Below are 13,796 nucleotides of genomic sequence, written 5' to 3' on the forward strand. Positions count from 1 at the left end.
TCCCGGCTGGATCAACAGACGCGTTCGCCGTGAGCATAAACGTTCATGGTCTCCCCACGGAGAAATCCGATCAGTGTCAGGCCGGCTTCCCGGGCGAGCTCGATCGCCAGCGAGGACGGCGCCGAAACCGCTGCGAGCATGGGAATCCCGCTCATCACCGCCTTCTGCACCAGTTCGAACGATGCACGTCCGCTCACCAGCAGCACGGTTTCCGACAGCGGTAGCCGGTCGCGCTGCAGGGCCCACCCGACGACCTTGTCGACCGCGTTGTGTCGTCCGACATCCTCTCGCACGACGAGCGGGGCTCCGTCGAGGTCGAACAATCCCGCGGCGTGCAGACCTCCGGTGCTGTCGAAGCATTTCTGCTGGGAGCGCAGCAGATCGGGCAATTGCGCGAGAGTTGTCGCGGAGATTCCGAGAACGTCACCGACCAGCGGGAATCGCGTGCGCAGACGGACCGCGTCCATCGATGCCTTGCCGCAGACTCCACACGAGGACGACATATAGAAGTTCCTGTCCAGACTCAGGTCCGGCACTGGAACGTGCTGCGCCAGTGCGACATCGACGACGTTGTAGGAGTTCACTCCATCGCTTGCGCCACCGCAGTATCGAACGGTACGGACATCATCACGGCCGCCGATGACGCCCTCGGTGAGTAGAAAGCCTTGGGCGAGTTCGAAATCCGCACCCGGAGTGCGCATGGTGACGGCGATCGGCTCACCGTTGAGTCTCAGCTCCATCGGCTGCTCGACGACGACGTTGTCGAGGTTTCGCCGCCGCCCCGCACCACGGATGTGGTTGACCGACACCCTGGTCGTGATCCGCCCCATCAGCGTGCGCGTCCGACAAGTTTGATCGGAATCGCCTTGGAGACAGGTGTATTCGAGCGTTCCGCGACATGGTCGAGCGGAACCAGCGGATTGGTTTCCGGGTAGTACGCCGCCGCGTTGCCGGGCGGTGTGGGATAGGCCACCAAGCGGAAGTTCTCCGCGATGCGTTGTTCCGCGTGCCCGTCTGGCGCGGTCCATTCAGACACGAGGTCGACTCTGTCGCCCTCTCCGAAACCCAGCCGGACCAAGTCTTCGCGGTTGACGAACAGCACTCGCCGGCCACCCTTCACACCGCGATAGCGATCATCGAGGCCGTATATGGTGGTGTTGTATTGATCGTGGCTGCGCAGGGTCTGCAGGATCAGCCCATCGGCGGGAACCGGCACCCAGTGCAGCGGATTCGTCGCGAAATTCGCCTTCCCGGTATCGGTTTCGAACCTGCGCAGGTCGCGCGGAGGATGCGGCAGAACGAATCCGTCGGGCTGCCGGACCCGCGTATTGAATTCGGCGAATCCGGGGATCACTCGGGCGATCGCGTCGCGGATGGTGTCGTAGTCCGACGCGAACCGGGCCCACGGCACCGAGTGCTCGTGGCCGAACAGTGTCGCAGCGAGTTCGCAGACGATGGCAACCTCGCTGCGCAGGTGCGGACTCGCCGGTCGCAGGCTCCCCCGAGACAGGTGGACCACCGACATCGAATCCTCGACTGTCACAGCCTGCTTGCCTCCGGGCCGCACATCGCGGTCCGTACGTCCCAACGAGGGCAGAATCAGTGCGGTACGGCCATGGACGAGATGGCTGCGGTTCAGTTTCGTGGACACCTGCACGGTCAGGGCGCATCGGCGCAGTGCGGCTTCGGTGGTGGGCGAGTCCGGCGTCGCCGCGGCGAAGTTGCCGCCCATGGCGATGAATACGCGGGCCCGGCCGTCGCGCATGGCGCGAATCGCGTCCACGGTGTCGTAGCCGTGTTCGCGGGGGGACGCGATTCCGAACTCCGCATCGAGTGCGGCCAGAAAGGACTCGGGCATCTTCTCCCAGATGCCCATGGTGCGATCGCCTTGGACGTTGGAATGCCCGCGTACCGGGCAGACACCGGCTCCGGGTTTGCCGATCATGCCGCGCAGCAGCAGCAAGTTGACCGCATCGGTGATGGTCGCGACGCCGTGGGTCTGCTGAGTCAGGCCCATGGCCCAGCAGATGATGGTGCGCCGCGAATTCACCAACTGCGCGGCGGTGTCGGAGATCTGATCCATGGTGAGGCCGGTCGCGGCGATCACCGTGTCGAAGTCGATCTTGCGGAGGTGCTCGGCATACTCGTCGAATCCGGCGCAGTGGTTTTCGATGAATTCATGGTCCAGGACCCGGCCGGGTTCGCGATCCTCCGCCTCGAGGATGAGCCGGCCCAGAGCCTGGAACAGCGCCTGGTCTCCGCCGATCCGTATCTGCAGGAACGTGTCCGCGATGGGGATGCCCGATCCGACGACGCCGTGCGCCTTCTGCGGATCCTTGAACCGGAGCAGTCCCGCCTCGGGCAACGGATTCACCGCAATGACCTTGGCTCCGTTGGCTTTCGCCTGCTCCAGGGTGGACAGCATCCGCGGATGATTGGTGCCGGGATTCTGGCCCGCCACGATGATGAGGTCGGCCCCTTCGAGATCGGGAATCGACACCGATCCCTTCCCGATCCCGATGGAATCGGTCAGCGCGGTGCCCGAGGACTCGTGGCACATGTTCGAGCAGTCGGGCATATTGTTCGTGCCGAACGCGCGGATCATCAACTGATAGACGAAAGCGGCCTCGTTCGAGGTGCGCCCGGAGGTGTAGAACACCGCCTCATGCGGGCTGTCCAGCCCGTGCAACTCCTCCGCGATCAGCCGATACGCTTGGTCCCAGTCGATCGGCGTGTAATGCGAGGCATCCGGGTACAGCACCATCGGGTGGGTGAGGCGGCCCTGCTGTCCGAGCCAATAATCGGTGCGTCCCAGCAGATCCCGTACCGAGTGCGTGCTGAAGAATTCCGGGGTGACGGTCCTCCGGGTCGCCTCGTCGGCGACGGCCTTGGCGCCGTTCTCACAGAACTCGGCGTATTTGCGATGACCCGGCGTCTCCGGCCACGCGCAACCGGGGCAGTCGAACCCGTCGCGCTGATTCAATGCTGACAGCGTTCGCGCCGTGCGCACCGCACCCATCTGCTCGATGCCCCGGCGCAACGAGACGACGACCGCCGGCACACCCGCCGCGTGGGTCTTTTCGCGCGTGACCACGACATCATTTTCGTCATACGCGAAAGGATCCATCGCGTCGGCAACTCCTCGTTCGATATTGATGGCAGCGGCCCTCAGCTCGCGTTCTGCCGCTGTGCGGCCGATGGGGCGTCGCGCGCCTGGTGTGCGGCACTATGAGTTCGGCGGGTGAGATTTCGGCGTACCCTACGGGCCACCGAATCTTGGGCAGCGGGAGCAAGGTCGCTGCGAACCGGTCGGCCGGCCGAGTCCGGTGCACCGATCTCGAGATAGCGATACTCCGAGGTCGAATACGACCGAGCCGGATCGGCCACGAAATTCTGCAGGAGTGCGTTGAACGTGGCCGGATCCTCGAGCATCGCGCAGTGACCGACGCCGTCCACCACCGCCAGACGCGCGTCGGGGAGATCGGCCGCCAGCTGTTTGGCCGCCGCGACCGGGATGATGCGATCTCGCGCTCCCCAGATCAGCAGCGTGGGACAACGGACCGCGGCGGGATCGACCTCGGCAAGCCCGCGAACCGCGGCGAGTAACGTCCGCACGAGACCTTCCGAATGCATGCCCGGAAGTACCTCAGCGGCAAGTTCCGGCGACAACGACGCCGGATTCACCACCATGCTGCGCAAGATCGCATTCCGCAGCAAACCCCAACGCACCAGCACGTCCGGAACCTTCGGGATCCCCATGGCGAGGTCGAATGCGGTGAAACCCCGAGTCACCAGCGCCAGCCGAGTCGCGCTGAATGCAACGCCACCGCCCGACAGCAAGACCAGGCCGCCCACCCGCGCCGGACGGTCGGCGGCGAATCGCAGGGCGATCAAACCACCCATCGAGTGCCCGACGACCACGACGGACGACAACCGGAGCTGAGTCAGTACCGCGTCAACACTCTCGATATGAGCGTCGATATCGGCTTCGGGCGGTAGGGAATCCGAACAGCCGAAGCCTGGCAGATCAATCGCGATCACCCGGTGACCGCGGCTGAGGGCCGGCAGATTCTCCAGCCAGGACTGCCAGGACGCGCCCAGCCCGTGCAGCAGGACGATCGGCCGTCCCTTCCCGATGTCGACGTACCTGATTCGACGCCCGTCATGGTGCAGGTCGCGAACATGCTTCGACCAGTCGATCGTCGTCCACTCGGCTTCACCCGATCGCGTCCGTACGGAACCCATAGCCGGTGCCACCTCCTCGTAGCCTGGCCCCACTCGATTACCGCACAAGAACGAACGTTCCAATGTCCGACGGATCCCTCCAAAACTGCCTACCACCATCAAATATCCAGGTAGAGAAGAGATATGCGCCGTTGAGGCCACTTTGTCCAGTCTACAGATGGAACGATCGCTTGCAACCATCACGACCCCAACGGGCCGGACCGGAGCAACCGAGCAGGCCCAACGCCACTCTGGCGCGAGTTGATGTGCGCCGCTCAAGCTGCGGCACTGTCACCAAAAGTCAACGGTCGTTAACTATCAACCACCGCAGGGTGACATCTGTGACGTCAGTCATATTATTGGGACACGTCAGTCCAAAATATAGGTCCTGTCGGGTGGCCTACTTCGCACTACCCCGCACCCCGATCACCGAAGCCGATCCACACCCAGGCCGCACAACCCATCCGCGCCGATACAAATGAACGATCGCTCCCGCCTGGCGCGCCAAGATCTCAAGTTTCGACGATTCTTCGATCACGGAGGGGTGCGACGAGTACCAGAGTCCAGTTGTGGTGCATGTGGACCCAGCGACCCGGCCCCGGTGATCTTCGAACCCGACGAACGACCCCGGGCACTGCAGACCATGCTCGAAGTCTGTGCCCGGCTCGAGGGCGCCGACAGTCGCACCACCTGAACAAGCGCTTCGCGCCCGCCGAGACCGAGGGCTGGTCGAACGACAGCCCTCGGTCTCGCCGCCTACCGGCGGTTCAGGGAACGGATCAGTTGACCAGCGGGAGCACCAGGCGACACTGCAGCGGAACCGCGTTCGCGAGGTCGAGGGAATTGCGCACGAGACGGAGTGCGATTTCGTTGTAGATGTAGGTCGTGTGGTCGCCGTAGTAATCAGCGCACTGATCCTGGATCGCCATGTTCGTCACATTCGGGCCATCAGGCAGGTGCGCGTCGCCGAGTTGCACTACAGAGTCCGTTCTCGAAACTATCGTCACGTAGCGGACATTCGGTCGCGCCAGTCCACCGGACGCGGTCTCACGCACGAAATCCGAACCCGCCGTGACATCTTGCACCGCGGGGATAGCCGAGTCGAAGGCTGCGGACACACCCTGATTGCTCGCGATCCACGGCAGAATTCCGTAGACAGCAATTCCGTTGGACGGCGGCGCCACCCCGATCATGGTGTCGACCTCGTCGGCCCCGCCCAATTGATTGATGTAGTACAGCGGCACCAGCCCGCCTTGCGAATAGCCGACCAGGTCGACCTTCGCCGCGCCGGTCGCACCACGGACGACCTCGATGAAGTCGCCCAGCTCCCGGGCCGATGACCGCATGCTCCCGACCTGATGCCAGAACGGCGAGCTGATCGGACCCGATCCGGATCCGTAGTCCAGCCCGAAAACGCAGTATCCGTCGGCGGCGAGCTGCGGGGAGTACATCGACCAATTCATATACATGTTCCCGAAGGTGCCGTTCACCAGGACCACCGGATACGGGTGCGCCGCAGCGGGTTTGCAGGAGAAGTCGTTCATCCCGGACGGAATGGCCTTCGGGTTTTCCAACGCATATCGAACGGCGCTCAGCACATCCCGTTGCGGAGGACCTTGCATAACCGTATTCGGATCGGCATTCGCCGTGGACAAGTTCGTGAGGCCCGATACAAATGCGCACACCGCCGTCGCGCAGACCTTCAACCGCAGCATCCTCTACCCCCATAGGGTCGACAAGATTTACGAGTCATGAAGTCTCAATATTGAGTTCGAATCGTAGCCCGAGAGTCGGGAATGTGTCAACGATCACTCACAGCCCGCGCAATGTGAGTGATAGCCAGATGTTGACTTCTGTGATGCAAGCCATATTATGAGATGCGTTGAATCAAAATTAATACGCAGGTGAGGCTGGGTCGCCGGACGGTGCGTCCGACCCACCACCCATCGCGGTCGCGCGACCCTGCGATAGCCCGGTTGCTCTGCGATTCGTGAACGATCGTTCGCCGAACGCGCGCCCGTTTGAAAGGATGAATGCGATGGCATTCAACTCGTCAGCCATCTCTGCCGTCGCTCTCGCCGGTATGTTGATCGCCGGGTCCTCCGCCAGCGGGGCGCAACCACCCCCCGCGCACCCTGCGCAAACACCCTTCGTGCCGCCGCGAGCCACCACCGACATCGCAACTGTCGGGCTCGTCCCGGCCGCCCCCTCACCCGTACAGGTCCACTCGATACCGGCGGAAACCCTTGCGCCGGTACGACTCCCCGCTGCCGAGTTGGTCCACGAAGACAGTCAGCCGACCACCCCGGGCGCGATGGACATACCCGAAATCGTCCTCGCGGCATACCGGAACGCGGAGCTCACACTCGCACAACTTCAGCCGCGATGCGGACTCGATTGGACCCTGCTGGCGGGCATCGGCCGGATCGAATCCGGTCACGCGAGCAACGGCAATGTGGACGCCGTCGGCACGACATTGTCACCGATCCTCGGACCAGCCTTGGATGGCTCGCTGCCCGGGAACGAAGTCATCCGGGATGCCCGTGGCGATGCGGTTCGCGCCATCGGGCCGATGCAGTTCCTGCCCAGTACCTGGGCCGCGTACGCCAGCGATGGCGACGGTGACGGTGTCACCGATCCCAACAATGTCTTCGACGCGGCACTGGCCGCCGGTCGGTACCTCTGCGCCACCGGATCGGACCTGCGCGACCCGGACCAGCGCCTGCGAGCCGTGCTGCGCTACAACAACTCGGCATCCTACGCGTCCGATGTATTGAGCTGGTCCGCCGTCTACGGCGGTAAAGCGGTACCGAGCGCCACCTTGGACTGGCCGCCGGCCACACCCCAGAAGACCCCCGACACACCCGAAAAGGACACTCCCCCACCGGCTTCCGCGGACCCGTCAGCAGACAGCGCTGCCGCCCAGCCGCCCCGGCAACCTGTGGAGACCATGATCCTGATCCCCGGCCTGCCGCCGATCCCCTGCGGAATCTTCTGCCCGCCAGAGGTTGCGCCGAGCGCGGGCCAGTGACGTCCAGCTCATCGCAGGCCGGGTGTGATTGACACAACACACGCCGAACCTTATATTCGAGACGCGAGATCTCAAATTTCGAGAGGAACAACGAGAACCATGCCCGAGCGTCGAAACCTGTTCTCGGTGCGCAGCCAGCGAGCCATCCTGTGGTGGGGAATCGGCCTGGCAGTCGTCTACACCGTCGCCCTCATATTCCTGCTGCAGCAGGTGCCCACCAAGAACCCGGAGTGGAGCGCCGAGCAGGTGAACGCCTGGTATGCGAGCAACCAGGGCAAGATCAAGTGGGGCGCCGTCATCGGCGGGTGGACCGGTGCGTTCATGATGCCGATCCTGGCGGTCGTCGCGGTCCAGATGGCCCGAGTCGAGAAGGGCGGATTCAAGATCTGGAGCGCCCTGTCGCTGGTCAGCGGCGCACTCATGTCGCTGTTCCTGATGCTTCCGCCCTTGTTCTGGGGAGTCGCGGCATACTCCGCGCCCCGGAAGGACTCGGAGGTCACCACGATCATGCACGAGCTGGGGTCGCTGACGCTGACGACGACCGACCAGTTCTACGTGTTCCTGTGGGTCGGCATCACCGTCATCGCGCTGCGCCCGGCAACGCAGTTGGTTAAGCACAACCCGTTCCCGCGCTGGTTCGGCTACGTGTCGCTGTGGATCACGATCATGTTCGAAGCAGGAGCGTTCGCGTTCGTCCCGCGGACCGGTCCGTTCGCGTGGAACGGCCTGCTGGTGTACTGGTCCCCGCTGTCCCTGTTCGGCGTCTGGATCACGCTCCAGTGCTGGCTGATCTTCCGCGCACTGCGCGGGCAGGAGGCCGAGGACTCCGAGCACACCCCTGCCGATGAGTTCGCGACAATCTTCTGAGCGATCTGCGCAATCAATTCGGCCGTCCTGGTTCGCGAGGGCGGCCGAATTCTATTGTCTGGCCAGGTGGTACTCAAGGCTGCCCGGGCTGTTGCAGCTCGAATCGGTCAGCACAAGGGACGCCGCCCGGCGAATCCCCGCCGCGAATGCCATATCCCGGAATCGTCGGCAAGCCGGCCCAAAGGGAACCGTTGGAACTGCGCGGATGCCTAACCTGAGGATATGCGCACGGGTGGCGGGTTCACCGCCGCCGGACAGGCCCGGCGTGAGGCGGCACGCATGAACGCCATCGACGGCTTCGATGCGGGGATGGCCTATCAGCAGGTGGCCCGCAGGTATCAGGTGGCGACCATGACCAGGGGGAACTGGTGGGACAAGTGAAAAGCCGCAGGGCGGCAGGACTTGCCTCGACCGGCCCGCCGTCGGAGTGCCGGTTACCGACGAGCAGTGGGCGAGATTGGGGGTACTGCGCGACGAGGGCTGCCGCCCTCTACACCCCGGACCTCAACCCGGGCGAGGGCGTGTGGTCGGCACTCAAACGCAGCATCGGCAACCTGCTCACCGACAGCATCGACCACCTCGCCACCATCATCAGATCCCACCTCGCCACCCTGCGACGCCACACCGACAGTGTTCTCGACGGATTCCTCGCCGAAACCGGACCCACCCTCGATCCAATAACATCATGAGTTCAACCCCGGTAGTGGTTGGGTTGTACGTATTGGGTTCCAATGATACGCCGAGACATCATCTGCATGACCGCTGAGTTTCGTCGTGCGCGGACGATCTGCCGCTGATGGACGCGGTCTGCGATGATGAAATCATCTCGCCCAGCGGCCTGATAGTTTCCATTCGATTGCAGGGCAGCTCTTTCGGTTCCCAACGTTTGATAATTGAGGCGTCTCCGCGCATCGACCGAAGTTTGATTAAGTACGATCGGCAGGTCTCTGTTCATCGGCGACTTTCTGCACGCCATAAAGAATTAGATTTGACATATGCTCAATTAGAGTGTGGCGGTCCAGTGCGCGGTCGCCGTGCGGAAGAAGCCAGTCGCCGAATGCTACGAGTCCAGCGGTCATCGCGACAACCAACCGGGTGTTCACTCCTATAGATGAAACATCGACCCCGCGAATCTGCCCTTCACGCCCGGCGATCACCGTGATCTCATCGAGGACCTCGTCGAGCTTGCACCATAGCTCGCTGTTATCTACCGGCGATAGTCCCGACAGGACCATTGTCAGAAAGTCACGGTGCGCCGTCAAATCATTTAGTAGGTTGTCCAAGAAGCCGTATAGGAAATCCCGCAGAGGTATCGGATTGTCGGGACCGGAGCTGTCGGCTATCGACTGAAACATTGATAGGAATTCGCTGAAAGGCCTGAGTGTCGCCACCTGAACAATTTCTTCCACGCTGGCGAAATGCCGATAAAGGACCGAACGATGCACTCCTGCCTCGCGCGCGATTTCCTGTGCGTTGGCTGACATACCCTTGCGGATTACCACTTGTTCGGCGGCCTCGAGCAGGAGCCGGCGCACCTCTGCGGGCCGACGGCGCGAGGCTGCGCCGCCCGCCTGGGCGGGCGGTGGCTCGTTGATAGATGCCCGCGTGGCTGGATCGCTATCGGACTGGCAAGTCGCGCCATCATCTCCGTTGGTCACGGCCGCAATGATGCCACCAGGCCGAGGCTTGGGCCCCGTAGAACAGGGCCGACCCATCTACCAGCGGGTATTCGCCAACCACAGCAGAGATTCAGCAAGAGACACATGTGTCTCTTGACGTACAGCTGATGCAAGTGTTTCACTCGTCACAACGGAGTGAGCAATTAGCTGAATGAAGGGCATCACATGACAAGGGGCGTTGGTCCGGTCGCGAACGATGAGCCGGCAATGGATGTTTCCCCGACGGCGATCCGACCCCGAAAGAGGTTGGGTACCAAGGGAGTTCTGAACCCTCAGTACCCGACATCGTATTGGCAGATTGCCTTCTCTCGTGACCTCGAGCCGGAGTCGGTTATACCCCTGCGGGTACTCGAACGCGATGTCGTACTGTGGCGGGATTCACAAGGGGTTGCGCATTGCACGGCAGCACATTGCGCCCATCTCGGTGCCAACCTCGGCTACGGCGGCGAGGTCGTCGGTGACACCATCCGCTGCCCGTTTCACGCATGGCGCTACGACGCCGAAGGAAATGTCGCCCATGTCCCTGGGGTAGCGGGGACTCCGAAGGTGCGGCAATGCCTGCCGACCTATCTCGTCATCGAGCGCTATGGTGCCATCTTTTTGTGGAACGGCCCCGGGGTGCCCGACCATGAACTGCCCGATTTTCTCGCCGATGAGGGCATCGCCGAAGCGGACATCGTCTTCGAGCACGTTCGTTACAAGCTTCCCTTCGCCGCCAAGTGGTTCGTCGAGAATCTGCCCGACGCAGCGCATTTCGCCGGGCTGCATCGGCTCGGCTCCTGGGGGGATACTGAGATCATTTCCGAGTCGGACACGCGACTCGAGTACGTCGCCCGCTTCTACGGCCGTGCACCGTATGTGAGCTGGGAGGATCTCAAGCGCAGCTACCGCCGAGGCGAGATGTGGGGGGTGTCGGATGCGGCCGGCGGCGACTTTCACGCCACGACGTATGGCGGTGGATTGCACTTGATTCACCTCACCGCCTCACCGCCGGAATTGATCGAAAGCCGCGCCAAAGTGACTGCGCCGGTACCTCGGGCGATGATCGCTCTCACCGAGAAGGTCAACGACATGAGCGACGGCGCCCGGCTGATCTTGAGTTTTACTCCCGTCGACGTCGACAGCCACATCGTCTATCTCACGATGATCGTGCCGAAGATCAACAACCCGGTGCTGCGCTTGATCGGAAGACCGGTCGTGAGGTCACTGCTGGTGCGGCGCAACTGGTTTGCCATCATGCAGGACAACTCTTTGATGATGTTCCGCCAGGAGCCCGAGCATCCCGCCTACAACCGGTTCGACCGCGGCCTGGTGCGATTCCGCAAGTTCTGGGACAGCCGACTGATCGACCGCAGCCTATGGGCTGGTGACAACGTGCACAGCGCCGGGGCCAGAGCCGGCTGCACATGGCCCGACGATCCGACTACAGCCGCAGTTTCCGGCGGATCGACCGAGGGTGAGGCGTGATGGCGCGGTTCATTCCCTCAGTCGCCATACCATTTGCCGCGATCCTGGTGGCCGCCGAGGCATATCGCAGGTACCGGCGCACGCAGTTGGTGCTTATGCCCACGGGAATCAACGATGCGCGTGGAGTCACGATGCGCAGCAGCATCAAAGCGGCGGATCCGACCTATGTGAATCGTTGACCTCTGACCTCCCATCCGATGTCCGGGTAGGTCCTTGACCGACAACCTGATGAGTTACACGAAACGGAGATTCATTTCATGCCCCCTCTCGCTAACCGGCGCCTCGACATCGGTGTTCTGGACCCGGATGTGTACGCCAACGGCAATCCTGCGACCTACGGGTTGCCGTTGGATCAGTACGCCTACCTGAGGGAGAACGAGCCCGTCTACCTCCAGGAATTCAATGATCCGCTGCTGATCGACAGGGTGCGGGTGATCTCACGCTACGAAGACATCTCCGCCATCGATCGGGATCCGGACACGTTCGCCTTCGATCGCGGTCACCTGAACATCTGGGCCATCAACCCGATCGACCCCAGATCCGGCGGGCAGCCCGCGATGCTGACCGCCGACATCGAGAATCACAAGCGTCAGCGTCGGGTGATCAGCCGCGGCTTCACGCCCAATGTGGTTCGGCGACTCGAGGAGAAGTTTCGCGACTATGCGCGCACGGTTGTCGACGAGGCGCTGACGAAGGGCACGTTCAACTTCGTGACCGATGTTGCGCATGCGATGCCGATGGAGGCGTTGGGTGACGTGCTCGGGGTACCTCCGGCCGAGCGGGCCCAATTCTTCAACTGGGTCGACCGGTTCGCCGCACCGTTCGACACGCGAATCACGCCATCATTCGAAGCGGTCCTGGAGGCGATCGGCAACCTGATCGACTACTCCACCGATCTCGCCGCACGCAAGCGAGTGTCGCCCGAGAACGATGTGATCTCCAAAATGGTGCAGGCCGACGCGGACGATCCGCTGTCCGAGGAGGAGATGCTGGGCAATATCGTTCTCCTTGCCAGTGGAGCGGCCGAAAGCACCCGCACGGCGTTGAGCCACGGTATGCACCAGTTGATGCGTGATCCGGATCAGATGGCTTGGCTGCGGGCACATGCGGACGATATCCCTGTTACCGCGCTGCAGGAGATCGTCCGTATCTCCACCCCGTTTCTGCACTTTGTGCGCACTGTCACGAAGGATATCGAGGTCCACGGCCAGCCCATCTCCGCGGGTGAGCGAGTGTGCATCCTCTTGGGTGCGGGCAACTTCGACCCCGAGGTGTTCCGCGACGCCGACGTCTTCGATCTTTCTCGGGATACCGACCCCCCGCACCTGAGTTTCGGTCGTGGTCCGCACACCTGCCTGGGCAAGCACGTGGCAGTTTTGGAGATGAAGATCCTGCTCGAAGAACTTCTCCAGCGCACCAGGGACATTCGCCCCGCTGGTGAGATCAGTTACGTGCGTGACGTTTTCGCTCGTGGAGTATACGAGCTCCCCATCACCATCACACCTGTCTGACAGGGATGGGTTCTCGTAGGGAGTTCAGTAGCATGACCGATAGCCCCTTCAACCTGGTCGTCTCTGGCCGTCACGTGACGGCAGATGACGTCGTCTCCCTGGAGCTGAGGGATCCTTCAGGCTCTCCGTTGCCGGTCTGGCTACCCGGCGCCCATCTCGACTTGGAGCTGGGTGATGGGTTGATCCGGCAGTACTCCCTGTGCGGGGACCCTGCTGACCGCGACACATACCGCATCGGCGTGTTGTGGGAGGCGGAGAGCCGGGGTGGCTCGCATTACGTGCACGAGAAGCTCTTCCCCGGCGCGGCGGTCATCGCCCGCGGCCTGCGCAATCACTTCGAATTCCTCGAGGCGGAACGCTATCTGTTCATCGCTGGCGGCATCGGCATCACGCCCCTGCTGCCGATGATCGCTGTTGCGTCTTCCCGGAAAGCGCAGTGGCGCCTCGTGTACTGCGGTCGGAGTCGCGCCAGCATGGGTTTCCGTGCCGATCTCGACGCCTACCCGGCCGAGAACGTGACGCTGTATCCGAGGGATGAAACCGGGCGTGCCGATATGGCTGACGTCGTAGCGTGGTGGGAGCCGGGCACGCTGGTCTACTGCTGCGGACCCGAACGCTTCCTATCTGCGGTCGAAAAGGCTTGCGCAGCAATGCCGTTGGAAACACTGAGGGTGGAGCGGTTCACACCGAGGGAAATGACGGCGCCGACACTGACTGGTTCGTTCGAGCTGGTCCTCGCGCGGACCGGCGCGACGGTCGCCGTCCCGCCCAATAGATCCATCCTCGAAGTCCTCTTAGACCACGGCGTGGATGTGGACTATGCCTGCGAGGAGGGCACCTGCGGGTCGTGCGAGACGAGCGTGCTCGCCGGGAAGGTCGACCATCGCTGCTCGGTGCTCAGTGCTGAGGAGCGCGCCGCGCAGGACTTGATGATGGTCTGTGTCTCCCGCTCGGCGGAAGAGATATTGACCCTTGATATTTAGAGACAGCGTGTCTCATAATTATTTGAGGCGCGGG

Annotated in this window: 13 protein-coding genes; 8 read left to right on the forward strand and 5 right to left on the reverse strand. The window is 62.8% G+C overall.

What is annotated here, in order from left to right; translation table 11 throughout:
• Positions 1–11: 11 nt before the first annotated feature.
• From fdhD to GPX89_RS26355, 4 genes are all read right to left on the reverse strand, one after another.
• Entirely contained in the window at positions 12–830 is an 819-nt protein-coding gene (gene fdhD, locus GPX89_RS26340) for a formate dehydrogenase accessory sulfurtransferase FdhD (protein WP_157390325.1), read from the reverse strand.
• Positions 830–3,127 (reverse strand): FdhF/YdeP family oxidoreductase, encoded by a 2,298-nt coding sequence (locus GPX89_RS26345; RefSeq protein WP_157390326.1) that lies wholly within the window; start codon positions 3,125–3,127, stop codon positions 830–832. The genes fdhD and GPX89_RS26345 overlap by 1 nt, the downstream gene beginning before the upstream one ends.
• 41 nt (positions 3,128–3,168) lie before the next feature.
• A complete protein-coding gene (locus GPX89_RS26350; RefSeq protein ID WP_157390327.1) occupies positions 3,169–4,386 on the reverse strand; it encodes an alpha/beta fold hydrolase in 1,218 nt (405 codons plus the stop codon).
• A 617-nt stretch (positions 4,387–5,003) separates the two neighbouring features.
• Positions 5,004–5,846: an esterase/lipase family protein gene (locus tag GPX89_RS26355; RefSeq protein WP_157390328.1), complete on the reverse strand. Its 843-nt coding sequence runs from the start codon at positions 5,844–5,846 to the stop codon at positions 5,004–5,006.
• Between the two features lie 692 nt (positions 5,847–6,538).
• Here GPX89_RS26355 and GPX89_RS26360 point away from each other — a divergent pair.
• The 4 genes from GPX89_RS26360 to GPX89_RS43945 all read left to right on the forward strand — a co-directional run bounded on the left by GPX89_RS26360 (position 6,539) and on the right by GPX89_RS43945 (position 8,811).
• A complete protein-coding gene (locus GPX89_RS26360) occupies positions 6,539–7,255 on the forward strand; it encodes a lytic transglycosylase domain-containing protein (RefSeq protein WP_235948025.1) in 717 nt (238 codons plus the stop codon).
• Between the two features lie 99 nt (positions 7,256–7,354).
• Positions 7,355–8,122, forward strand: coding sequence for a hypothetical protein (locus GPX89_RS26365; protein ID WP_157390329.1), 768 nt, complete (start codon positions 7,355–7,357; stop codon positions 8,120–8,122).
• 222 nt (positions 8,123–8,344) lie between these two features.
• The gene (locus GPX89_RS26370; protein WP_157390330.1) at positions 8,345–8,503 is read left to right on the forward strand and encodes a hypothetical protein; all 159 of its coding nucleotides are present in this window, start codon (positions 8,345–8,347) and stop codon (positions 8,501–8,503) included.
• A complete protein-coding gene (locus tag GPX89_RS43945) occupies positions 8,500–8,811 on the forward strand; it encodes a hypothetical protein (RefSeq protein WP_198347594.1) in 312 nt (103 codons plus the stop codon). The genes GPX89_RS26370 and GPX89_RS43945 overlap by 4 nt, the downstream gene beginning before the upstream one ends.
• Positions 8,812–9,048: 237 nt before the next feature.
• Here GPX89_RS43945 and GPX89_RS26380 read toward each other — a convergent pair whose 3' ends face one another.
• Positions 9,049–9,780: a TetR/AcrR family transcriptional regulator gene (locus tag GPX89_RS26380; RefSeq protein ID WP_157390331.1), complete on the reverse strand. Its 732-nt coding sequence runs from the start codon at positions 9,778–9,780 to the stop codon at positions 9,049–9,051.
• A gap of 228 nt (positions 9,781–10,008) precedes the next feature.
• Between GPX89_RS26380 and GPX89_RS26385 the strand changes: the two genes are divergently transcribed.
• The 4 genes from GPX89_RS26385 (at position 10,009) to GPX89_RS26400 (ending at position 13,762) form a co-directional block, all read left to right on the forward strand.
• Positions 10,009–11,268, forward strand: a complete 1,260-nt coding sequence (locus tag GPX89_RS26385; RefSeq protein WP_157390332.1) for a Rieske (2Fe-2S) protein — start codon at positions 10,009–10,011, stop codon at positions 11,266–11,268.
• Complete coding sequence (locus GPX89_RS26390; protein WP_157390333.1) at positions 11,268–11,447, forward strand: hypothetical protein; 180 nt, start codon at positions 11,268–11,270, stop codon at positions 11,445–11,447. The genes GPX89_RS26385 and GPX89_RS26390 overlap by 1 nt, the downstream gene beginning before the upstream one ends.
• 78 nt (positions 11,448–11,525) lie before the next feature.
• Positions 11,526–12,779 carry a cytochrome P450 gene (locus GPX89_RS26395; protein WP_157390334.1) on the forward strand — a complete coding sequence of 418 codons (1,254 nt, stop codon included), beginning with the start codon at positions 11,526–11,528 and terminating at the stop codon, positions 12,777–12,779.
• Positions 12,780–12,811: 32 nt separating this feature from the next.
• On the forward strand, positions 12,812–13,762 hold the full coding sequence (locus tag GPX89_RS26400) for a PDR/VanB family oxidoreductase (RefSeq protein ID WP_157390335.1): 951 nt from the start codon (positions 12,812–12,814) through the stop codon (positions 13,760–13,762).
• Positions 13,763–13,796 lie beyond the last annotated feature (34 nt).

Source organism: Nocardia terrae, from assembly GCF_009760405.1.
Taxonomy (GTDB): domain Bacteria; phylum Actinomycetota; class Actinomycetes; order Mycobacteriales; family Mycobacteriaceae; genus Nocardia; species Nocardia terrae.